The organism is Frankia sp. Mgl5, assembly GCF_023242985.1.
Classification (GTDB): Bacteria; Actinomycetota; Actinomycetes; order Frankiales; family Frankiaceae; genus Parafrankia; species Parafrankia soli.
This window is the reverse complement of sequence record NZ_JALKFY010000610.1, coordinates 1-21,704: the sequence shown is the minus strand read 5'-3', so window position 1 is coordinate 21,704 and position 21,704 is coordinate 1. Positions and strand designations below refer to the sequence as shown.

The window sequence follows — 21,704 nt, the reverse complement described above, 5'->3', positions numbered from 1 at the left end:
GGACGTGCCTCCTGCGGCGGGTCGGCCGGTGCGGGCCCGGCGGCTGCGGGTCAGCGCCACGTGTAGTCCCGTGGGGTGACGACCAGGCCGGCGCGCAGCCGGGTCTGGCTCGAGCCGACGACGACCGTGGTCGTCATCCCGACGAGGTCCAGCAGCCGCTCCCGCTCACCGGCCCCACCCGCACCGTCCTGGGTGGCTGTGCGGTCGGTGAGGGCACCGAGGGTCGTGACGGTGATCCGCTGCCCGGGCCGGAACGCGTCGGTGACGATCCCCACCGGGGTGCCGGCCGGGCGGTGCGCGGCGAGCACGTCGAGGGCGTCGGGTAGCTGGTGGCGTCGGGTGCGGCTGCGCGGGTTGTAGAACGCGACGACCAGGTCGGCTTCGGCGACCGCGCGGACCCGGCCCACGATCCGCTCCCACGGGGTGTGCAGGTCCGACAGGCTGATCAGCGCATGGTCGTGCCCGAGCGGGGCGCCGAGCAGCGCGGCGGCGGCGAGCGCCGCGGTCACCCCCGGCACGGCGACCACGTCGAACGACCCGTCGGCCAGGTCGAGCGCGGGGCTGCCCATCGCGTACACCCCGGCGTCGCCGCTGCCGATGAGCGCGACGGCATGCCCGGCGCGGGCGTGTGCGACGGCGGTCTCGGCGCGGGCCTGCTCGTCACCGAGCCCGCTGTCGAGCACGGTGACCCCGGCGGGCAGCAGATCGGCGACGGACCGCACATACTGGTCCAACCCGACCACGATCCGGGCGCGGGCCAGCTCGGCGCGGGCGGCGGGGGTGAGTAGCCGACGGTCCCCGGGACCGAGCCCGACGACGGCGAGCCGGCCGCGGGGCCGGTGCCGGGCCACAGCGACGGTCGCGTGCGCGCTGACCTGCTTGGCGACCACCAGCTGCGCCGTCACCGCCGGTACGCCGGTTGGCTCGCCGGCCGGGATGCCGGTTGGCGGGCCGGCGGCGGGTGGGGCGGGCAGGAGACTGGCGGCTTCGGCGACGCTCGGCGTGCCGACCGCGGCGCGCACCACCTCCGACGGGTGCGGCACGGTGACCACGGCCAGGGCCTGCGGGGGGTGCACCACCAGCGGCCAGCCGCGGCGGCGGGCCACCTCCAGCAGCCCCACCTCGTCGGCTTTCGCGGTCACCGACGCCAGATGGGTCACCGCCAGCGGGGACAGCCCGGCGCCGGCCAGCGTGGTGTCGATGAGCGTGTCGATCTCGTCGGCGGGCGCGCCGCGGCTCGCCCCGACCCCGACGACCAGGCTCGGGGGCCGGTAGACCACCCGCGGGCCGGCCCCGTCCGGCGGCGCGCCCAGCAGCCGGTCGGTGACATGAATCGACGCCACCGCCGTCCCGTCCACGCCCACCGCCCCACCATCAACAGCGCCGGTGATGGTGGTGGTGACGGACGGGGGTAGCGGCGGCAGTGGCCACACCGCGTCGGCGTGCAGGGCGACGGGATGACCCGACAGGACGGCCGTGCCGACGGCGGCCAGCTCCGAACCCGGTTCGACGGTGAACCCGAGCTCGGCGCCGAACCCGTCCAGGGCGCTCACCCCGGTGGCGTCACTGGCCGTGGTGATCACCGGTGTGGCGCCGAGGGCGTCGGCGACCTGCTCGGCGAGCCGGTTCGCGCCACCGGCGTGCCCACCGCACAACGCGACCGCGAACCGGCGCGCCTCGTCCACACACACCACACCCGGGTCGTGGTCCTTGCCGCGCAGCAGCCCGTCGAGGAGGCGGACCGTCGCCCCGGTCGCCAGGAAACAGACGATGCCCGTGACGCCGTCCGCGAGCGCGGCGGTGATCGCGTCGCGGGGCCGGCCCGGGTAGAGCCGGGCGGTGGGCCAGCGGCGGGTGAGGTCATCGGCCGCGGCCCGCCCGGCGGCGGTCACCGCCACCAGCGCCACCAGGCCCGCGCCGTGCACCGCCGCGCCCTGCGGTGCCACCGGCTCGGCCGGCGCCCCCCGCTCCCGCTCCCGTTCCAGCGCGGGCGGGGCCGGGGTGACGGGGTGTGGGCTGGCGGGGAGCTGGGTGGCGCCGGCGGCGGCCAGCGCCCGGTCGGCGTCGCGCAGCACCGTGCGCGCACCGGACTGCGCCCGCCGGTAGGTGTGGAAATGCCCCGGGTGGTACAGGTGGGAGCGTCGCCCCCCGGCCACCAGCGCCGGGCCGACGAGCACCAGGGTGTGCTTCCACAGCCGGTGCGCCTTGACCGTGTCGGCGAGCGTGTCGAGGGTGCAGCGCACGATCAGCTCGTCCGGCCAGCTCACCTGGTAGGCGACGACACAGGGCGTGTCCGGCGGGTAGCCGCCGGCGAGCAGCTCCTCGCGCAGCTGCCCGGAACGGGCCGCGGACAGGAACAGCGCCATCGTCGTGCCGTGCCGGGCGAGGTCGCGGACCTCCTCCCCGGGTGGCATCGGGGTCTTCCCACCCCCGAGCCGGGTCAGGATCACCGACTGGGCGACCTCGGGGACGGTCAGCTCCCGGCGCAACGCCGCGGCGAGCGCGGTGAAGCTGCTCACCCCGGGCACGATGTCGCTGTCCAGGCCGAGCCGGTCGCAGATCTCCAGCTGCTCCTGCACCGCCCCCCACAGCGCCGGATCCCCCGAGTGGACCCGGGCGACGTGCAGACCCTGCTCGGCGGCACGGCGGTAGACCGCCTCGACGCCCTCCAACGGCAACGCCGCGGAGTCGATCAGTTCGGCGCCGTCACGGGCATGGTCGAGGATGGCGGGGTGCACCAGCGAGGACGCCCAGATCACCACGTCGGCGGCGGCGAGAACCGCCGCGCCGCGCACGGTGATCAGATCGGCGGCACCCGGCCCGGCGCCGACGAAACTGACCCGCCCGCGTCCCGGCCCGGCGCCGTCCACTGGCTGACCGGTGCCGCGGCCGGGGTGGCTCATCGTGGCCACCGTGCCCGCCGCGTCGCCAGGACCGTGGACAGGTAGGGCCCGGTCTCGCCCGGTTCCAGGTCGGCGGCGGGACGGATGTCCTGCTCGGGCAGGCCGAGCGCGGCCCCGTAGACGGCGTGCCCGGCCGGCCCGTCGAGCCGGGCGGCGTCGGCGAGCACCCCGCGGACGGCGGGCAGGGCCCGCCCGCCCTTGTAGGCGACGACGGTGTCGAAGCCGGCGACCGCGCTGCGGTAGGCCTCGACGCCGGCGGTCAGCGGGAGCAGCGCGAGGGTTTCCGTGCCGTGGGCGAGCACGGTGCCCGACCGGGCGGCCAGGTCCTGCATCGCGGTGATACCCGGCACCGTGTCCAGTGCGACGTCGGGGAGCAGGGTGCGCACGGCGGCGGCGAGTGCGGTGAACGTCGAGTACAGGTTCGGGTCCCCGATCGTCGCGAACGCCACCGTGATCCCAGACCCAGACCCAGACCCTGGTCCTGTGTCTGGCGCTGTCGCCGGGCCGGCCAAGGTGCCGGGCGGCGCGTTGTCGGGCACGCCGTCCGCGGTGCCGGTGGTTTCGCCACGTAGGGCGGCGGCGACGACACGGGCGGGGCCGAGGTAGTCGGCGTCGCCGGCCATCCGGAACGGCAGCGTCACGATCCGGTCGTGGTCGACGTGGGCGCGCACCGTCACCTCCGCCCGCCCCGGCGGCCCCGCACCCGCACCCGCACCCGTGGCCGTCCCGGGCCGGTCGGTGGGGCTGGGGCTGCCCGGCGCGGGACCGTACGGGCCGTGGCCGTCGCTGACCGGGACGAACACGACGGTCGCCTCCCGCAGAACGCGGACCGCCCGGTAGGTCACCAGGTCCGGGTCGCCCGGGCCGACACCGACACCGACGAGTCGGGGGTTCACCGTGCCGCTCACCGCGATGACACCTCCGTTGTTCCAGGGGACGCCGGGGGATTGCCACCGGCGTCCCGTCCATGCCCGTGCCCGCCGCCGGCGGGTGGGGTGCCACCGGATGGGCGGGTGCGGGCGGTACCGGCGGCGGCGACGAGCCGCGCCGGCACGGCGGGTAGGCCCGCCCAGTGCAGGTGCAGGTAGGAGGCGTGCACCCCGCCGCGGACGAACCCCTCAGGCCGCCCCCCCGCCGCCGTACCGTCCACTGCGCCGTCTGCGCCGTCTGCGCCGTCTGCGCCGTCCACCCGCCCGCCGGCCCCGGCGGCGGGGGTGCTGTCACCGAGGGGCGGCGGTGGGATGTCCACCTGCCAGGCCGGTGTCCCGGGCAGCTCCGCCCGGTCGACGCTCAGCCGGGTGCGGTGGAACTCGTGGGCGGTGACGACCGTCCCCGCCGCCACCAGCGGGCTGTCTGCCGCGGCGACCGCATGCCGGTAGCCCAGGGTGAGCCGCGGGCCCATCACCGCGTCGGTGTCGAGAACCCCGCACATCGCCGTCCCGTCCAACGAACGGCCCAGGTAGAGCAGCCCGGCGCATTCGGCGACCAGCGGCGCGCCGCGGGCCGCCAGCGCCGCGACCTGCCCACGCAGCCGGCTGTTCGCCGCCAGCGCGCCGGCATGCTCCTCGGGGAACCCGCCACCGACGACCAGCGCGTCCGTGCCGTCCGGGAGGGTCTCGTCGCGCAGCGGGTCGACGGTGAGCACCTGCGCGCCAGCGGCGGTGAGAAGCTCGACGTGCTCGGTGTAGCCGAAGGTGAACGCCGCCCCGCCGGCCACCGCGATCCGCACCGGCCGCCCCCCGGGCACCACACCCGGCGGGCCCGCGTCGATGGTGTGCTGCCCGACCCGACCCGCAGCACCGGTGGCGGTGGCGGTGGCCTGCGCGATCTGCCGGGCGGGATCCCACGGGTCGACCGGCAGGGGTGGCGCCGAGGAGGCGAGGCGGATCAGCGCGTCCAGGTCGACCGCCGCCCCGACCAGCGCACCGAGACGCCGCACCGCCTGCGCGGCCGCCGCGCTGCGTTCCGCCGCCGGCACCAGCCCCAGATGCCGCGACGGGGTGTGCACCGCGCCGTCGCGGGGCACCGCGCCCAGCACCGCCACCCCGATCCCGGCCAGCGCACCGGTGAGGATCTGCCGGTGCCGGTCCGACCCGACCCGGTTGAGGATCACCCCGGCGAGGCGTACCCGCCGGTCGAACGCGGCGAACCCGCAGACCAGCGCGGCCACCGACCGCCCGGCCCCGGCGGCGTCGACGACCAGCACCACCGGCGCGTCGAGGAGCCGGGCGACATGCGCGGTCGACCCGTGATCAGCCTCCTGCCCGGCAGCAGGGACGGCGACCCCGTCGAACAGGCCCATCACCCCTTCGACGACCGCCAGCTGTGCGCCGGCCGCCCCGTGGGCGAACAGCGGACCGATCAGATCCGCCCCGCACAGCACCGCGTCCAGGTTGCGGCCGGGCCGGCCGGTCGCCAGCGCGTGATAACCCGGATCGATGTAGTCCGGGCCCACCTTGTGACCCGACACCCGCAGGCCGCGGGCGGTCAGCGCGGCCATCAGCCCGGTCGCCACCGTCGTCTTCCCCGCGCCGGACGTCGCAGCGGCGAGCACCAGCCGGGGGATCAGCCCGGCGCTCACCATTCGATGCCCCGCTGCCCCTTCTGCCCGGCGTCCATCGGATGCTTCACCTTCGTCATGTCGGTGACCAGATCCGCGGCGTCGACCAGCGCGGCCGGCGCCTGCCGGCCGGTGATCACCACATGCTGCCCGTCGGGTCGGGCGGCGAGCACGGCGAGGACCTCATCCAGGTCGATCCACCCCCAGCGCAGCGGATAGGTCAGCTCGTCGAGGACGTAGAGCCGGTAGGTGCCGGCGGTCAGATCGCGGGCGATCTGCGCCCACCCCTCGGCGGCCGCGCCCGCCGGGTCGGCGGCCGGGTCGATGCGACGCTGCACCCAGCTCCACCCCTGGCCCATCTTGTGCCAGGTCACCGTCCCACCCTCACCGCTGGCCGAGAGGACCCGCAGCGCCTTCTCCTCCCCGATGCGCCACTTCGCCGACTTCACGAACTGGAACACCCCGACCGGCCAGCCCTGCGCCCAGCCCCGCAACGCCAACCCGAACGCCGCCGTCGACTTTCCCTTCCCCTGCCCGGTGTGCACGATCAGCAGCGGACGGTCGCGGCGCTGACGGGTCGTCAGCCCGTCGTCGGGGACCTGCGCGGGCTGCCCGTGGGGCGCCATCAGGCGACCCGCCCGGGGACGCCGCCGGCCTGCGGGAGGGCGTCGAGGTCGACCAGGTCGGCGCCGAGCACGGCGGCGAGCCGCCCAGCCAACCCGAGGCGCACCGGGCCGGTCTCACAGTCCACGACCACACTCGCCAACCCACCCCGGCGCACCCGGCCGGCCGCCCCGGCCCCACCGCGTGCGCCGCCGCCCTGCCCGGCGACCCCACCGGCCGCGCGCAGCAACCCCCGCGCCGCCGCGCCCGGATCACCTCCGGAGGTGGCCCGCCCGTCGGTGACCAGCACCAGCAGGGGACGGCGGTCGGGGTCGCGGCGCGCCTCGGCGCGCAGCACCACCCCGGCGCATTCCAACCCGGCCGCGATCGGGGTCCGCCCCCCGGTCCGCAACCCGACCAGCCGCGCCGCCCCCACCTCCACACTGGACGTCGGCGCAAGCACCACCTGCGCACCCACCCCCCGGAACGTGATCATGCCGATGCGGTCGCGGCGCTGATAGGCGTCGACAAGCAGAGACAGCACCGCGGTGCTGACCCGGCGCAGCCGGGTGCGGGCGGCCATCGACCCGCTGGCGTCGACGACGAACAGCACCAGGTTCCCCTCCCGGCCGCGGCGGTGCGCGCCACGCCGGTCGGCGGGGTCAAGCACCAGCGCCGGGCCGGTGCGACCCCGGCCGTGCTGGTGGGGGGCGGCGGCCAGCAGCGTCGCCGGCAGGTGCAACCCGGGTGCGTCCGCGCCGGTCCGGGCGACCGCCCCGCGGGAGGTGCGTGCCGCCGAACGACGCCCGGCCGCCCCCGCGCCCAGCCCGGCGACGGACAACAGCCGCGGCCGGAACGGCATACCGGGAACCCCAGCCGCCGGCGCCGGCGCACCGCCGCGCGCCGCGCCGCCGTCCACATGCGTCTGCGCTGTTCGGGCTGCTCGGGCCATGCCCACCGGGCCGCCCGCCTCCGCTGCCGGCCCCCCGCCGCCCCCCGGCGCCGCGGACGACAGGGCGGCACCGGGCGGGGGAGAACCCGCCGGCCCGACACCCTCAGGCCCATCCGCCGCCGGCCCGCTCAGATCAGCGGACCCGCCGCCGGCCCTCGCCGAGGCGGGGGTGAGGTCACCGGTACCACCAGCCGGGACATCCACCCCCGACCCGTCCCCGCCAGACCCGTCCCACCCGCCGGCGCCGCCGGTGTCGTCACGCCACCGCTGGCCACCACCCGGCGACCCGCCACCAGGAGAATCATCCGACCCGTCCCCGTCCGGGGGGCCGTCGCCGGGGTGTACCCGGTCGGCCAGCACCTCCTCGACCGTGTCGTCGAGCGCGCCGCCGTCCCCACCCGGGGCGTCGAACGGGCCACGGCGGCGCCGATGCGGCAGCACGAACCGGGCCGAGACCCGAATGTCCTCCGGGCTGACCTCCGCCCGACCCTCCCACGCCGCACGCGCCATCGCCGTCTTCGCCAGCACCACGTCGGCGCGCATCCCGTCGACGTCACACGCCGCGCACACCGCGGCGACCGCGTCCAACGCGGCGTCGGAGAGCACCACCGCGCCCAACCGGGCCTGCGCGGCCGCGATCCGCCCCGCCAGCTCCGCCTCCGCGCCGGCCCAGAGCGCGGCGAACCCGACCGGGTCGGCTTCGAACGTCAACCGGCGGCGTACCACCTGCGCGCGTACCCGCGGGTCACGGCTGGCCGCCACCTGCACCGTCAACCCGAACCGGTCCAGCAGCTGCGGGCGCAGCTCACCCTCCTCCGGGTTCATCGTCCCCACCAGCCAGAACCGCGCCGGATGGCTGACCGACACCCCGTCGCGTTCCACCTGCGCCACCCCGAGCGCGGCCGCGTCCAACAGCAGATCCACCAGATGGTCGGCGAGCAGGTTCACCTCGTCGACGTAGAGCACCCCGCGGTGCGCGGCCGCGAGCAGCCCCGGGCGCAGCGCGGTCACCCCTTCGGCCAGTGCCCGGTCCAGGTCCAACGCGCCGGTCACCCGGTCCTCCGACGCCCCGACCGGCAGCTCCACCAGCCGCGCCGGCCGCGACACCCCCACCCCGCCGGCACCGTGACCGTCGGCGAGGCTGGTCGGGTGCGGGCCATCCGGGCAGTGCGCCACCGGCGCCGCCGGATCGCAGGAGAACCGGCAGCCCGGCACCACCGCCACCGGCGGCAGCAACCCCGCCAGCGCGCGGACCGCCGTCGACTTCGCCGTGCCCTTCTCCCCGCGGACCAGGACCCCGCCCACCGTCGGGGACACCGCATTGAGCAACAACGCCAACCGCAGATCATCCTGGCCGACCAGCGCGGAGAACGGGAACGTCACCACCGGCCCGCCACCCCCGCACAGGCCGTCGAACGCCACCCGGCCGTCGCCGCGCGGCCGCGCACAGTCGTGGGCATGCCGATGTCCTCCCCGGGGTGTCCTCGCCCTCGAAGCCAGCACGGACGGCGGAAGTATCCTGGCTGCCGGATCACCATCCACCCTCGGCCTTCCAACGGCCCGCAGGGCCGCCGTGACCTTCCGCTGAGGGGGACTCCCCGGTAACAGTGGCGGGACCGCGCCGGATTCACACCGGCTTCCTCCCCGACCGTCCGGCGCCCAGCATGGCACATCGGACAACCGGCAGGGGGCGCCCTGAGACCCACGCCCCGTTCCACCGCCCCGCCGCCCACCACCCGCGACCCGCCCCGACCACCCACCGCAACGCCCACCGGCCGGCACCGGTCAGCTCACAGGCGGATCACAGACCGACCCGACCCGACGGGTTGTCCGCGTCGAACAGCCGCCCGGCCCGCACATACGACTCCAACGACGCCGCCGACCGCCACCGGCCCTGCCGCATGATCGACCGGTCCGTCACCCCGGCCCGCGCCGCCGCCGTCGCGAACCCCGACCGCAGCGAATGCCCCGCGAAATCCGCCGGATCCAACCCGGCCGCGGCCACCCGACGCTGCACGATCCGCGCCACCGACCCCGGGTAGAGCCGACCCGCACCGACCTGCCCGTGCCGGTTCACCCCCCGAAACGCCGCCCCGCCAGCCAGCGGCGTCCCCGCCGCCGCCGCGGCCGCCACCCATCCCCGCCACGCCCGCACCGGGCACGTCGGCCGGTACGACCCGTACGCCAACCCGACCTGCGCACCGGCGGACTCCTGGTCGGTCTTGGAACGGCGCACCGTCACGACCAGCCCGTCGTCGGTCTCCACCAGGTCGGCGGTGTCCAACCCGACCAGCTCACTGCGACGCAGGCAGCCGGCGAACCCGACCAGCAGCAGCGCCCTGTCCCGCACATCCGCCAACTGCGAGTCGTCGAGGCCGGCGACGACCCGCGACAGCAACGTCGTGTCCAACGCGGCCTTGCGCGCCGGGCGCACCCCCCGCGACCGGCGGATCCCGTTCCACACCGCCGACACCTCCGCCGACCCCGTCGGATTCTCGGCGTGGGCGAGCTGATGCGCCACCGAGATCGCGGCGAGGCGACGGCGGATCGTCGACGGCGCATACCCGGCGTCCGCCAGCTCGGTGATGTACCCGGCGACCGTCACCGCGGAGGCGGGCACGGCGACCAGGGGCACGGGACGTCCCTCGCACCAGGACCGGAAATGACGCAGGTCGGCGTCGTAGGCACGCCAGGTCGCCGCCGACCGGGACGCCCGCGCGTAGTCCCCGACCCGGCCGGCGAGCGGCCCGTCGAGCCCCACCGTGCCCGGCACGGCCACCGGCCCGGCCGCGACGATCTCCACCGCGTCCACGACATCCACCGCGTCCACCATGTCGGTCGCGTCGACGACGTCCACCGCGTCCGCGGCCCGCCCGCCGCCCGCCGCCGTGGTCGCTGGCAGGGGTGGATCGCCGTCTGGCGCCGGCCCGGGACCGACCTGTCGCCGGACGGTCTCACCGCCGTCATGCTGCCCGCCTGCCACCCGCTCGCCTCCCACCCGCACCACACCCACCGGTCCCCCACCTGCAGATGATCATAGGGGGTGGTGGAGGAACCCGTCCCCGCCCGGGCGGGTGTGCGCCGCCGCCCGATCGGCCCGCACCCACCCCGCTACAACCACCACCAGCAGCACCGCGACCACGATGAGCAGCACCACCGGCCCTTCCCGCCGCGACCCCACCGCAGAGCCGGCGACCACCCCCGACAGCCCCACTCTTCGGCGCCGCGGCCCGGCGAGCTGCCGGCCGACGCCACGCCCGCCCACCGCACCCGCCGGCCCACCCGAACCGGTGCGCCACCACCCACCCTCACAACCAGCCGCCGTCCCCCAACGCCGTGGCTAGGCTTTCCGGCATGGCCTCGACGTCACCCGACGCCGCGCCCGCCCGGTTGCGACACGCCACCCACTGGCTGATCGCGCAGCTCGCCAAACACGCGCAGCGGCGCAGCTCCCATGCCTTCACCGCGCTCGGCGCCCACCCCGCCCACTACGCGCTGCTCGCCGCCCTCGACGAGTTCGGCCCGGCCAGCCAGGCCACCCTCGCCCGCCGCGCCGCCCTCGACCGCGCCGACACCGCCGGACTCCTCACCGACCTGCGCACCCGCGGCCTGGTCGAACGCACCCCCGACAGCACCGACCGGCGCCGCACCGTCATCACCCTCACCGACGAGGGCACCACCCACCTGCACCACCTCGACGCCGTCACCGCCGCGATCAGCGACGACCTGCTCGCCGGCCTGCCCCCCGCCGACCGCCACCAGTTCACCGCCCTGCTGACCCGCCTACTCACCGACCGCCCCCACTGACCACACACCCCCGACCGAGGCGGGCCCCCGCCCGCAGCGCTCACTGCTTCCACGCTTCCACCTGGGCCTCTCACCGCTCCTCCCACGGGCCGGTGAGGACCCGGGTGAACGTGACACGAGGCAGCCCCGGCCCGTCGTAGTCCTGTTGGACGGGGACACCGTCGGCCGTCGCGGCGTCGCCGGGGTCGACCTGGAACCCGAGACCGGTGTGGAACGCCACCGACGCCGCGTTACCCGGGCTGGTCACACACCGCACCCGGGTGCGGCCCCGCGCGGCCGCCAGTGTGAAGAACCGCCGGTAGAGGAACGCCCCGACACCGCGGCGACGCAACGCCGGATCAACCCCGACGAAATGGATGTAGGCGACCTCAGGCTGCGACTGGGACAGGAAACCGATCAGGAACGCCACCAGCGCACCGTCCGGCCGTTCCACCACGAAACTGCTGTCGGTGAAATGCTGGAAGAACAACCGGGGGAGCAGCAGGCTGCGTTCCCGCGACCCGGCGGCACCCCCGAAACCCGCCCACCAGAGGTCCAACACGGCCAGCACACGCCGCTGGTCATCCGCGGTGGGAGAGCGCAACCGCAGACCGGCGGGAAAGCCGCTACCGTCAGGAAAATCCTCGATCACCGTGCAATCCTGGCCGCGGCCCGCACGCCCACGCCAACCATTTCCGCACCGCCCCCGCCTGCGCACACGCCTCGACCAGAGACGCCAGCCGCCTCCACGCCGCCCCGCGGCCGGCGCAGCCGGTCGACCCCCACGTCGAGCGCCGCCTCCAGGTAGCCGATCCGGCCCGTCGACATCAGCATCAGCACCCCACCCTGCACCCCGGCAAGCAGCGCCGCGGCCTCCCGGGCGGCATCCAGACCGGCGTCGACCTCCCCGGCGCGCTGCATCGCGCGGACCCCGGCAGCCAGCTCGGCCTCCCACTGGTCCATCAGCTCACCGATCACCGGAAGTAGTGGAACAGCTGGCTCTTACTCGTCGCGGTCGCCTCCCGGATGTCGTCGAGGGTCGCCGCCGCCATCCCACGTTCCCGGATCAGCGCCGCCGCACCGGCCACGATCCGCCTACACCGGAAAGGGGCCGTGGCGGTTGTTCCCGCTGGTCAGTGGAAAGACAACATCCTTGGTGGACCTTCGGTGTTCGCATCAGACGCGAAGGCTTCGCGTCTGATGCGAACACGATCCGGCTGTCGAGGCGACTGGACAGCCGGCATGGCCGGTCCCGCGTGCCAGGCCGCGAGCGTCAGGACCAGGCCCCAGCCCTCGCTCGTCATCCGCACCTCATCCTCGACGGACACCCGGTGGTACGCCCTACGCCGGCGCCTGGAAGCCGCCGATCTTCTGCTCGAGCAGTTCGGCCAGCCGCAGCGGGGTGCGGTCCTCGAACATCGGGCCGATGAGCTGCACTCCGACCGGCAGGCCCTCGGGGGACCGGCCCGCGGGTATCGCGGTGGCCGGCAGGCCCGGCATGGTGGCCAGGCCGGCCAAGACGAGCTGGTCGAAGTACGGGTACTCGACGCCGTCGATGTCGATCCGGCGTTCCAGCGGATTGGGGTTGTGGTCGTGACCGAACGCGGGAGTCGGCGTGATCGGACACACCACGGCGTCGAACTCGGCGAACAGCTGCCGCCAGCCGTGGCGGTGGAGCTCGCGACGGTTGTTCACCTCGATCCAGTCGCGGTGGCTGAACACCATGGCGCGCAGCCGCGCCGCGCCGAGACTCCGGTCGTCCGCGCTCAGCCCGGCGGCGCGGGTCCGCAGCTGCTCGTACGCCTCGACGGGAAAACGCGCGACGGAGCCCGAGAACAGCAACTGCGTGTAGAGCGTCGCGGCTTCGGTCAGATCGGGCAGCAGCGGAGTGTGCCGTTCGACGCGGGCTCCTCCGTCGACAAGCGCGTCGGCCACCTGGTGCACGCCCGCCCGCACAGCGGACCCGGTCGGAATGAGCGGGTGCTCGTCGAGGACCAAGACCCGGAAGTCGGCGAGGCGCTCGTGGCGCGCGGGCGGCAGCGCCACGTTGTGCGCCACGCCGAGCGTCAGCGGGTCCGGTCCGGCCATGACGTCGAGCAGGAGGGTGAGGTCGCGGGCGGTGCGCGCCATCGGACCGACGACGGCGAGGTCGAGGTCGGTCGGCAATGCCGGCGCGGGAGGCGCGACCATGCCGCGGTTCGCCGCCAGCCCGAGTGTCGGCTTGTGCGCGTAGACGCCGCAGAAATGCGCGGGGGTGCGCAGCGAGCCGGCGAGGTCGGAGCCGATGGACAGCGCGCCGAACCCGGACGCCAGGGCCGCCGCCGATCCACCGGAGGAGCCGCCCGGCGTGCGATCGTGATCCCACGGGTTGTTGGTGGTGCCGTAGATCTCGTTGAAGCTCTGGATATCTTGCAGCCCCAACGGCACGTTGGTCTTGCCGAGCACCACCGCGCCTGCGGCCTTGAGTCGCGACACCTGTACCGCGTCCTCGGTCGGCAGGTAGTTCGCGTGCTGCGGCATGCCCCAGGTCGTGGGCAGCCCGGCGATGTTGTAGGACTCTTTGACCGTCACCGGAATGCCGAGCAGCGGCCGGTCCTCGCCGCGGGCGCGCGCCTGGTCGGCGCCGCGCGCGGCGTCCCGCGCGCGGTCGAAGTCCGGCACGCAGACCGCGTTGATCACCTTGTCGGCGCGCTCGATACGGGCGATCGCCTCGTCGGTCAGCTCCGCCGAGGTCACGTCACCGGCACGCAACGCGGCCGCGAGCTCTTCGGCTGGCTGAAAACTCCACTCCATGATTCCGACGCTACCGGCCCCTGGAATAGGTCATGAAATGCCGATTCGCGCAACAGGATAGACGTCTCAACTCATCATGTTGCTCTCCGGCCACAGACAATTCGCCCGACCGCTGGCCATGGCGACGCGCGGCGGCCTGGCACACCTACGGAGATGGTCACGACGGAGGCGCCCCGGCGCCCCGATCAATGGCGATTGACCGGGATCTACGACCCGCACGGCATGGGCTCCATGTTCTTCGCTGTGCTCGCCGTCGCCGCCCAGCTCGACCGCGACTACATCCGCGAGAAAACCCTCGAAGGTCAGCAAGCCGCCGCCGCCCGCGGCAACCACGGCGGCCGCCCCAAAGTCATCGACGAAGACGACGTGCTCTTCGCCCGCGCACTGCGCGACAAGGAACCCCGATGCCCGACATCGTCAAGAAGCTGACCATCAAGACCGGCAAGAGCGCCGGCCGCCATCCCTCACTCGCCTCGCTTTACCGCGCCCTCGCCGACAACGACGCCTGACCAGGCACTACCCGACCACTTGGCAGGTTTCTCCCGTATCCCGGCGGGGGTCCAGCGACCGCATTCTGGCCACCGATCACCGCTGGTCACGGCCATATTCGCCCGTTATTTCCCGACTGCTACCAAGCAGTTGTCGACGGCGGCAGATGCGAACTCGCCACCGCACGCACGGGCCGGGTCAGGTACGCGGTGCGAACGCTCCTTGGCTCGCTTGTGCAGGGCGGCCATGCGCTTGCAGAACATGGTCACCACCTCGTCACGCGCCTCGATCCGTTGCTGATGCAGCAGGCTGATCAGCAACGTCACCCGCTTCGCGTCGCCGGTCTTGCGCATGTCGTCGACGTCGGCCATCCGCGCCTCACCGGCGAAGTGCACGACCTTCCCCGGCGGCACACCCTCCAGCCACACCTCGGTCGGCCCGATCGCGTCCAGCGCCTGCAAATGCGCCAACCGCTGCTTGAACTTGCCCAGCGTGGCCGACTGCGCCGGAGTCTTCATCCGATCGAACTCGCTGCGCCGCGTGGCCGGGTCTACCACCAGCACCCGATCCAGCCGAGCCCGCTCGGCCCAGTCCGGCCGGGCCGCGACCATCTCGAAGAACCCGGAGTTGACCTCCGTGCGGATCGTCGCGGCCATAGCGTCCAGCGTCGTGTAGCCCGGCAGCTCGCAGCGGGCCCGGACCAGCTCCTCCAACGCCACGTTGATCAGGTCGGCCGGGTTGTCCTTCGTCTGCACCGCCGTGCGGATCGCCGACCGCCCGCACCTTCGCCGCTTGAACCGCGGGTAGGCAGTCCGATCGATCGACGCCACACCCGCCACCCCAGCAAGATCACAACCCGGACAGCAAAACCTTGGCCACCCCCGCCGCCCTCACCACAGACCGGGGGTCTGACCAGCACCGGAACCTCACCGCGGCCCCTTTCTGGCGTATTCGGTTCCCACCGGTGGACGTCGACGAGGACCTGATCGCCGGTGTGCTCGCCGTCAACCCCGGGACACCCCCCGCACCAGCCCGACCTGGCGGGCCCGCCGCCAGCCCCACCGCGTCCGGCCATCCGGGCCCGTACGGGGAGTACGTGGGCTAGAAAAGCTCTATGGCAGAGCAATACCACTTCGACCCGGCGACCTACCGCGACATGGTCATCACCGAGGTACCCGCCTACGAGGAACTGCAGGACGAGGTGGCCCGGGCGAGCGCCGACACGGCGACGGCACGGCTGCTCGATCTCGGCGCCGGCACCGGTGAGACCAGCCTGCGGGTCCTCGCCCGTCATCCACACGCCGACCTGGTGGCCCTCGACGAGAGCGCGGCGATGCTCGACCGGGCCCGGGCGCAGCTGCCCACCGCCCACCTGCACGTCAGCCGGTTGCAGGACCCGCTGCCAGCCGGCCCGTTCGACCTGGTGGTGTCCGCGCTGGCCGTGCACCACCTCGACGGCCCCGCAAAGGCGGACCTGTTCACGCGGGTCGCGGCCGTCCTGCGCCCAGGCGGCCGATTCGTCCTCGGTGATGTGGTCGTCCCCGACGATCCCCGGGACGCCCGCACTCCCACCAACGCCGCCCACGACAGGCCCAGCGGCGCGCGGGAACAGATCGGGTGGCTGCACGCGGCCGGCTTCCGGGCCAGGATCGCCTGGCAGCGCCACGACCTGGTGGTCCTCGCCGCCGACCTCCCCTGACCAGCCATCCGTTCCCGGCCCGGTTCCACCGACAGGACGGGAACGGGCCGGTGTCACCTGCCGTCGAAGGCCGTCGAAGACGTAGATCACCCGCACGTCGCGAAGGCGATCCGTGTCCGTGCGCCGTCGGGTCCGCGGCCCGTCAGGCCGCCTCGCGCAACAGGGGAGCGAGCCGTTCGAGCTGGTCGACCGCCGCGGGAAGGTCCACCGCGAACGGGTGCACGAGCACATGATCGGCACCGGCGTCGAGATGCGCGATCAGCCGGGCCGCGACAGCAGCCTCGTCGCCCCAGGCCAGGACGTCGTCGACCAGCCGGTCACTGCGCTGCCCGGCCAGGTCCGCCTCGCTGTAGCCGAGCCGCCGGTAGTGCACGGTGTAAGGCGAGTCCGAGGCGCCCACCCCCAGAGCGAAAATCGCCCGCAGCCGCGCCCGGGCCGCGGCCGCGTCCGTTTCGAGCACGACGGCCTGGTGGGGGATCACCAGACGGTCCGGGCCCACGGCCGCCCTGGCCGCCGCCGTGTGCGCCACCGGTTGCAGGAACGGGTGCACGCCGTCGGCGCGCTCGGAAGCCAGCCCGTGGGCGCGTGGCCCGAGCGCGGCGAGAACACGCGGATAGGCCGGAGCCGGCAGCCGCGCCAGCGCCCGCGCGGCCTGGTCCATCGCGTCGAGATACTCCCGTAGACGGGTGAGGGGCCGGTCACCGGACTGGCCGCCCAGACCGAGCACGAACCGGCCGGGATACGCCTCGGCCAGCGTCGCGGCACCGGTGTGCATCGCGCCCGCCGTGCGGGTGCTGATGTTCGCGATGCCCGTACCGACGACGATCCGCTCGGTCGCGGCGAGCATCAACCCGTGCTGGGTGAACACCTCCCGGCCCCCGACCGGCGCACCCGGCGGCGTCTCCCCACTCCACAGGGAGCCGTACCCGAGATGTTCGATCCGGGCGAACTGTCTGCGCTGCACCGCCACCGACGTCTCGAGCAAGGAGAACGGGGCCACCCACACCCCGAACCTGCCCAGCCGCCGCCGGGTCTCCGCTACCGCCACCACTGCTCCCCTCCACCACCCCCGACCAAACCGGAGGCTGCCTCCTGTAGACGGACGCCACCGTAACAGGAGGCAGCCTCCGCATGTGTGTGTGGAGTGGAGGTAGCCTCCGGTCCTCAGACGGGGGAGGGATCAGCGGTGAGCGGTGCGACCAGGGCGCGGCCCCTGCGTGCCGACGCCCGGGCCAACTACGAGCGGCTGCTGGAACAGGCACGCCTCGCCTTCGCCGAACACGGCACCGGGGCGTCCCTGGAAGACATCGCCCGGCGGGCCGGCGTCGGGACCGGCACGTTCTACCGCCATTTCCCGTCCCGGGAAGCCCTGCTCGAAGCCGTCCTGCACGACCGGTTCGACCGCCTCACCGCGCGAGCCGACGAACTCGCGGCCACCACGGCCCCCGGCACCGCGCTGACCGTCTGGCTCGGTGAATTCGTCGAGTTCACCAGCGCCTACCGGGGGCTCACCGCCACGCTGATGCAGACCCTGCGCGACACCTCGACCGAGCTGCACGCCGCCTGCGCGGCCATGCGCACGGCAGGCTCGACCCTGCTCGCCGGGGCGCAGCGCGCCGGGGAAATCCGCTCCGACCTGGCCGCCCTCGAGCTGCTCACCCTGGTCAGCGGCCTCGCCTGGGCATGCGAGCAGGCCTCGGTAGCCGTTCCCGACGGTGTCACCGCCGACCGGCTGCTGTCGCTTACCCTCGACGGTCTCAGAGCGACCGACAGGGCCCGCCGACCGGACTGATCACGCCGATCCCTCCAGGCCGTGGCTGACCGCGGCCGGAGCACGTCTTTCGGGTACACGTCCCGCGCCGTCATCACGGCAACCCCGCGTCGTCCCGGCCGCGGCACCCGCGCCGAAGCCACCCGCAACGACCCCGGCGGCGACCGTCGGTGCGGGCGGGTCATGCCGGCGTCCCCGCACCGCGACCGGCGCCGGTTCGGTTCACGTCGGTCGACGATCTCGACGCCGACGCCGACGCCGACGCCGGCACGCGGACACCGGGCGGATCTCGCCTCTCACCGGAGCGTGCCGCCACACCCGCGGCGTACCACGCGGACACCACCCCCTCCGACACCGTTACGTATCGAAGTAACGTCGCAAGACGACGAAAAACAAAACAAAAAAGGTCGGCTCGACACCCGGTGTAACCGCCACTCCCCTGGCCTGACGCCCGAGAAGCCTCCCTTCTCGGGCGTCAGGCCAGGGGAGGGTCGCAGGGCCCGGAGGCGCGCCCTGGTCGACCGAGGGCGCCGGGCGGGCTGGATGTCACAAGGTCACGAAATGAAATGAAACGGAACAGTGGAACCGGGTCGGCGCGAGTAGCCATCGACCTGTGATGCCCTGGCAGCAGTCAGGCCCTCACCGTGGGTCTCGGTCGACAGGCGGACGACAACCCGGCGCACCGCCACGGACAAGGCGGGCTGTCGAACCATCCGCCGCGATGCGCTCCCAGCGACCATCCCGTCTGCCTCCTACGATCAACGCGGTGGCCGAACACCTGCCCTTCGGCGACGGCAGCGTCGCCGCGGCCGCCAGACGGTGCTCGACCTCGCCCGACGCCTGACGGGGTGCCGGTAAGAAACGTGTCACCAGGTGCAGACGCGGGTGATCTTGCGTGGTGCCTCTCTGTGGGCGTGGGCTGTTGGCACCCGGCGGGCCGGGCCATGATGTTCGACCGTGGCCTGAATGCTGGATCTCGATGAGCTCGTTGAGCACTGGACGGGGCTTGAGCAGCAACCGAACGGTCAGTGGCGTTGGGGTCGCCGTAGTACTCGCGAAAAATCGGGCGGATACGGCTGACCTGCAGTGACGCCGACTTACGCCCGGCGTGGCGTGCTGGAGAGTGCCTCGGTGGCTTGGTGCACGGCGGCCAGGCCTGGCTTGACGTAGCGCTGGACGGAGCGCAGTGACTTGTGCCCGGTCTTCGCCATGATCACGTTGGCGGAGGTGTTCGCGTCGCCGAGATGGGTCGCCGCGCTGTGCCGGAGCTGGTGGAGGCGCAGGCCGTCACCGTACTGGCCGAGCAGGATGCGGGCGCGGTCGTAGCCGAGCCGGGCCCGGCCGGTGTCTGGGCAGAGGTCGCGCGGGTCGGTGGTGGCGCGCCGGTGCGGGCCGGGCCGGTGCTCCGAGAGGAACAGCGGCCCGCGGGTCCGGCCGGCGATCAGCCGGGGTAGCAGGTGGGCGGTGTCGGTGCCCCAGGTGATCCACATGGTGTCGCCGCCCTCGACGACGACCCGGGCCTGCTTGTTCGGCAGGTCGAGGTCCTCGATGTTGAGCGCGAGGACGGCGGAGGCTCTGCTGGCGGACTCGTAGAGCATCCGCCACAGCGTCTTCTCCCGCAGCGGGACGTCGCGCCGGCGGCAGAGCCGGTCGATGCGCGACCGGGAGACGGCCTTGGTGTCGTCGGCGGGTTCGCGGCGCCGTTCGGTGGCCGCCGGGACCGCCGGCGCGGCCCAGTGCCGCCGGGTCGCGCACCAGGTGAGCCAGGAGCCCACTGCGGCGCGGTTGCGGTTCCACGTCGCCGGCTTCGCCGCCCCCCACAACGTGGCCAGCGCGCCGCCGACCTCGTCGTCGGCGACGTCGGCGAGCGCCCGGTCCGGCCCGAGCAGTTCGGCGACCCGGTCGAGCACGTTCATGTAGGCGCGCAGCGTGTTCGGGTTGCCCCTGATCGTCGGAGCGTCGAGGAAGGCGTCGACGGCGGCATGGATGGTCGGGCTGGTCCCGACCCGCCGGGTGTCGAGCTTGGTCACCGTCGCCGCCATCGTCGTCCTTCGCGTCGACCTACCGGATAACTTGCGCGAGTCGCGCACTGGTGGCCGCTTGGTTCTCGCAGGTCACTACCGCCCGAAGTGGATCGCACTACCGGATAATGGTCCGTTATCCGACGATGTCATGACCATCTTGGTGTCGTCTCCCTCGTGGTCGGTGTATTCCGCGGTCTCCTCGGGCCCCGGCGACCAGAGGCGCTGCCCGCGCTGCCCTGCTTACGAGGCGTCGTGGTCCCACAGGTCGGTGCGGTGGGCCTGGACGAGAGCGCGGATGTGGGTGAGGACGTCGCTGGCGGGCCGCGGGTCGAGGCGGCGTCCGTCGCGCAGACGCAGGGCAATGTGGTCGTCGGCGCCAAGGAAGCCGCCGACGACTCCCTGGTAGGGGACCAGGCGAGCCTCCCGGATGCGAGCGCCCAGACTGCCGCGTTCTGGGCCGACGACCTCGGCGCGTAGCCCCAGGTCGAGGCAGCGCTGGGCGAGGGCCGCGGCGTTCGGCAGCCGCATCCCCACCGTCGCCTTCCAGCGCACCGCCCTGCCCCCCGGCGCCGAGCTGCTGGAGCAACTGCACCGCGCCGGATCCGCCCAGGCCCGGCACTGGCACCCCTGGATGCTGCGGATCCTGGACCCGGCCGAGGCCGTGCGCCTGCGCGGCTGGCCGCCCCACCTCACCGCGGATCTGCCGCTGACGATCACCGAGGGCACCGGCCGCTTCCGCGCCTACACCCTGAGCATCGACGGCGGCAAAGGCCGCCTGCTCCCCAACGGCCAGCACCCGCCCGGCGCGTGCACGATGACCATGCGCCAGCTCGCGGTCTGTGGTACGCCGGCGGCTACCGCACCGCCACCGCCGCCACCCTGGCCGGAGTGGACGGCACCCGCGAAGCGGTCACCGCGCTGGTCGCCTTGACCTGCGACCGCGAGCCGTGGCTGACCGAATACTTCTGACCACCCAGCACCCCGGCGCTCGGGCGCACCCCGTGCCCGCCGCCCCGCTTGCAGCGTTGACAGTCCAGACCCGGACCCACCGGGCCGCCGCCGTCCCCGACCAGCACCCTTGGAGACCCTGTTGACCCCCACCGCGCCGATCCCCGAGGACCTGCACCGCTGGGCCGAGCAGCACCTGCCCGGCACCACCCGGGCCACCGACACCTCCTGGCCGCGCAGCACCTCCCAGGTCTGGCGCGTGGACGGCGAGAGCACCAGCGTCTATGTCAAGATCAGCCCCTCACGCCGCGCCTTCGAGCGGGAGATCCACGCCCACCGCCACGCCAGGGCGGCACTGCCCCCCACCGCGGCCCCCCGCCTGATCGCCTACGACACCCGCACCCTCGCCCTGCTGACCACCGCGGTCCCCGGCGCCGTGGTGCGCGGGCTGCCGCTGGACCCGGACATCGAGACCCGGGTCCACCACCTGGGTGGCACCCTGCTGCGGGGCTGGCACGACCACCCCGAGGCTGAACCCGAGGGCGCCCGCGAGGCGGTCACCGCCTCGATGACCGCGCAGGCGGCCGAGGCGGCACTGTGCCTGAAGGCCACCGAGGAACTGCTGCACCCCGACGAGCGGGAACTGGTCTCCGAGGTCGCCCACGACCTGGTCGCCCTGGCCACCGGCCTCCCGCTGGTCTACCTCCACGGCGACGCCGCACCGCGCAACTGGCTCTGGGACCAGGTCACCACCACCCTGGCCCTGATCGACTTCGAGACCGCCGAACACGGCCTCGCCGTCCAGGACATGATCTGGCTCTGCGGCGCCATGTGGCCTAGCCAGCCGCACCTGCGCGAGGCGTACCTCGACGGCTACGGCCGCCCTCTGACCGAAGATGAGCAGCGGCTGCTGCTGCTGCTGACCGCCCGGCTGGCCGTGTCCTACCTGACCACCGGCCTGCGCAACCAGGACCAGGTGCTCATCGACCGCGGTCGCACCGCGCTCGGCGACCTGGTCCGCACCCACACCTGACCCCCGCACCGCCTTTCGAGCACCTGACCGTCGCCTTCCCTCGTGGAGAGGAGCGCAGCCATGCCCTCGTCGCACCTGATACCCGACCCGCCTGGCCGGCCCCCGGCCGGGCCCCCGCCTGGCGGAGATACACAACACCCACC

Annotated in this window: 18 protein-coding genes, 3 pseudogenes and 1 riboswitch; of the genes and pseudogenes, 8 read left to right on the top strand and 13 right to left on the bottom strand. The window is 74.0% G+C overall.

All coding sequences use genetic code 11. From position 1 onward, the window contains the following. Window positions 1–50: 50 nt before the first annotated feature. The 6 genes from cobM to MXD62_RS13255 all read right to left on the bottom strand — a co-directional run bounded on the left by cobM (window position 51) and on the right by MXD62_RS13255 (window position 10,001). Entirely contained in the window at window positions 51–2,903 is a 2,853-nt protein-coding gene (cobM, locus tag MXD62_RS13280; RefSeq protein WP_248829581.1) for a precorrin-4 C(11)-methyltransferase, read from the bottom strand. Beyond that, window positions 2,900–3,811, bottom strand: coding sequence for a precorrin-2 C(20)-methyltransferase (locus MXD62_RS13275; RefSeq protein WP_248829580.1), 912 nt, complete (start codon window positions 3,809–3,811; stop codon window positions 2,900–2,902). Before MXD62_RS13275 ends, cobM begins: the two co-directional genes overlap by 4 nt. After that, window positions 3,808–5,487, bottom strand: coding sequence for a cobyrinate a,c-diamide synthase (locus MXD62_RS13270; protein WP_248829579.1), 1,680 nt, complete (start codon window positions 5,485–5,487; stop codon window positions 3,808–3,810). Before MXD62_RS13270 ends, MXD62_RS13275 begins: the two co-directional genes overlap by 4 nt. Next, complete coding sequence (gene cobO / locus MXD62_RS13265) at window positions 5,481–6,089, bottom strand: cob(I)yrinic acid a,c-diamide adenosyltransferase (protein ID WP_248829578.1); 609 nt, start codon at window positions 6,087–6,089, stop codon at window positions 5,481–5,483. The genes MXD62_RS13270 and cobO overlap by 7 nt, the downstream gene beginning before the upstream one ends. Continuing rightward, complete coding sequence (locus MXD62_RS13260) at window positions 6,089–8,404, bottom strand: VWA domain-containing protein (RefSeq protein ID WP_248829619.1); 2,316 nt, start codon at window positions 8,402–8,404, stop codon at window positions 6,089–6,091. Before MXD62_RS13260 ends, cobO begins: the two co-directional genes overlap by 1 nt. Window positions 8,405–8,531: 127 nt before the next feature. Beyond that, a riboswitch (cobalamin riboswitch) is annotated at window positions 8,532–8,660 on the bottom strand. A 159-nt stretch (window positions 8,661–8,819) separates the two neighbouring features. Next, a complete protein-coding gene (locus tag MXD62_RS13255; protein WP_248829577.1) occupies window positions 8,820–10,001 on the bottom strand; it encodes a site-specific integrase in 1,182 nt (393 codons plus the stop codon). A gap of 371 nt (window positions 10,002–10,372) precedes the next feature. Here MXD62_RS13255 and MXD62_RS13250 point away from each other — a divergent pair, with 371 nt between their 5' ends. Then, a complete protein-coding gene (locus MXD62_RS13250; protein WP_248829576.1) occupies window positions 10,373–10,825 on the top strand; it encodes a MarR family winged helix-turn-helix transcriptional regulator in 453 nt (150 codons plus the stop codon). Between the two features lie 70 nt (window positions 10,826–10,895). Here MXD62_RS13250 and MXD62_RS13245 read toward each other — a convergent pair whose 3' ends face one another. From MXD62_RS13245 to MXD62_RS13230, 3 genes and pseudogenes are all read right to left on the bottom strand, one after another. Further along, window positions 10,896–11,456, bottom strand: coding sequence for a GNAT family N-acetyltransferase (locus tag MXD62_RS13245; RefSeq protein WP_308301250.1), 561 nt, complete (start codon window positions 11,454–11,456; stop codon window positions 10,896–10,898). Continuing rightward, a pseudogene (locus MXD62_RS13240) lies at window positions 11,453–11,895 on the bottom strand (TetR family transcriptional regulator). Before MXD62_RS13240 ends, MXD62_RS13245 begins: the two are co-directional and overlap by 4 nt. Window positions 11,896–12,145: 250 nt before the next feature. Next, complete coding sequence (locus tag MXD62_RS13230) at window positions 12,146–13,597, bottom strand: amidase (RefSeq protein WP_248829572.1); 1,452 nt, start codon at window positions 13,595–13,597, stop codon at window positions 12,146–12,148. Window positions 13,598–13,750: 153 nt separating this feature from the next. On the opposite strand from MXD62_RS13230, the gene MXD62_RS13225 reads away from it, so the two are divergent. After that, a complete protein-coding gene (locus MXD62_RS13225; protein WP_248829571.1) occupies window positions 13,751–14,026 on the top strand; it encodes a recombinase family protein in 276 nt (91 codons plus the stop codon). A gap of 185 nt (window positions 14,027–14,211) precedes the next feature. Here the strand turns inward: MXD62_RS13225 and MXD62_RS13220 are convergent, their stop codons facing one another. Beyond that, complete coding sequence (locus tag MXD62_RS13220; RefSeq protein ID WP_248829570.1) at window positions 14,212–14,916, bottom strand: DUF4158 domain-containing protein; 705 nt, start codon at window positions 14,914–14,916, stop codon at window positions 14,212–14,214. Window positions 14,917–15,050: 134 nt separating this feature from the next. Between MXD62_RS13220 and MXD62_RS13215 the strand changes: the two genes are divergently transcribed. Continuing rightward, window positions 15,051–15,191: a hypothetical protein gene (locus tag MXD62_RS13215; protein WP_248829569.1), complete on the top strand. Its 141-nt coding sequence runs from the start codon at window positions 15,051–15,053 to the stop codon at window positions 15,189–15,191. A 9-nt stretch (window positions 15,192–15,200) separates the two neighbouring features. Further along, entirely contained in the window at window positions 15,201–15,785 is a 585-nt protein-coding gene (locus MXD62_RS13210) for a trans-aconitate 2-methyltransferase (protein WP_248829568.1), read from the top strand. A gap of 142 nt (window positions 15,786–15,927) precedes the next feature. Here MXD62_RS13210 and MXD62_RS13205 read toward each other — a convergent pair whose 3' ends face one another. After that, a complete protein-coding gene (locus tag MXD62_RS13205; RefSeq protein ID WP_248829567.1) occupies window positions 15,928–16,833 on the bottom strand; it encodes a TIGR03620 family F420-dependent LLM class oxidoreductase in 906 nt (301 codons plus the stop codon). Between the two features lie 138 nt (window positions 16,834–16,971). Here MXD62_RS13205 and MXD62_RS13200 point away from each other — a divergent pair, with 138 nt between their 5' ends. Beyond that, on the top strand, window positions 16,972–17,577 hold the full coding sequence (locus MXD62_RS13200) for a TetR/AcrR family transcriptional regulator (RefSeq protein ID WP_248829566.1): 606 nt from the start codon (window positions 16,972–16,974) through the stop codon (window positions 17,575–17,577). Window positions 17,578–18,256: 679 nt separating this feature from the next. Further along, window positions 18,257–18,355 (top strand): annotated as a pseudogene (locus tag MXD62_RS40680) (SAM-dependent methyltransferase); the annotation flags it as partial. Between the two features lie 298 nt (window positions 18,356–18,653). On the opposite strand, the gene MXD62_RS13195 reads toward MXD62_RS40680, so the two are convergent. Continuing rightward, complete coding sequence (locus MXD62_RS13195) at window positions 18,654–19,598, bottom strand: site-specific integrase (RefSeq protein ID WP_248829565.1); 945 nt, start codon at window positions 19,596–19,598, stop codon at window positions 18,654–18,656. A 222-nt stretch (window positions 19,599–19,820) separates the two neighbouring features. After that, window positions 19,821–20,102, bottom strand: a pseudogene (locus MXD62_RS40675) (threonine--tRNA ligase); the annotation flags it as partial. On the opposite strand from MXD62_RS40675, the gene MXD62_RS13185 reads away from it, so the two are divergent. Continuing rightward, window positions 20,008–20,511: a hypothetical protein gene (locus tag MXD62_RS13185; protein ID WP_248829563.1), complete on the top strand. Its 504-nt coding sequence runs from the start codon at window positions 20,008–20,010 to the stop codon at window positions 20,509–20,511. The pseudogene MXD62_RS40675 and the gene MXD62_RS13185 sit on opposite strands and share 95 nt — an antisense overlap. Before the next feature lie 159 nt (window positions 20,512–20,670). After that, window positions 20,671–21,561 carry an aminoglycoside phosphotransferase family protein gene (locus MXD62_RS13180; protein ID WP_248829562.1) on the top strand — a complete coding sequence of 297 codons (891 nt, stop codon included), beginning with the start codon at window positions 20,671–20,673 and terminating at the stop codon, window positions 21,559–21,561. Window positions 21,562–21,704 lie beyond the last annotated feature (143 nt).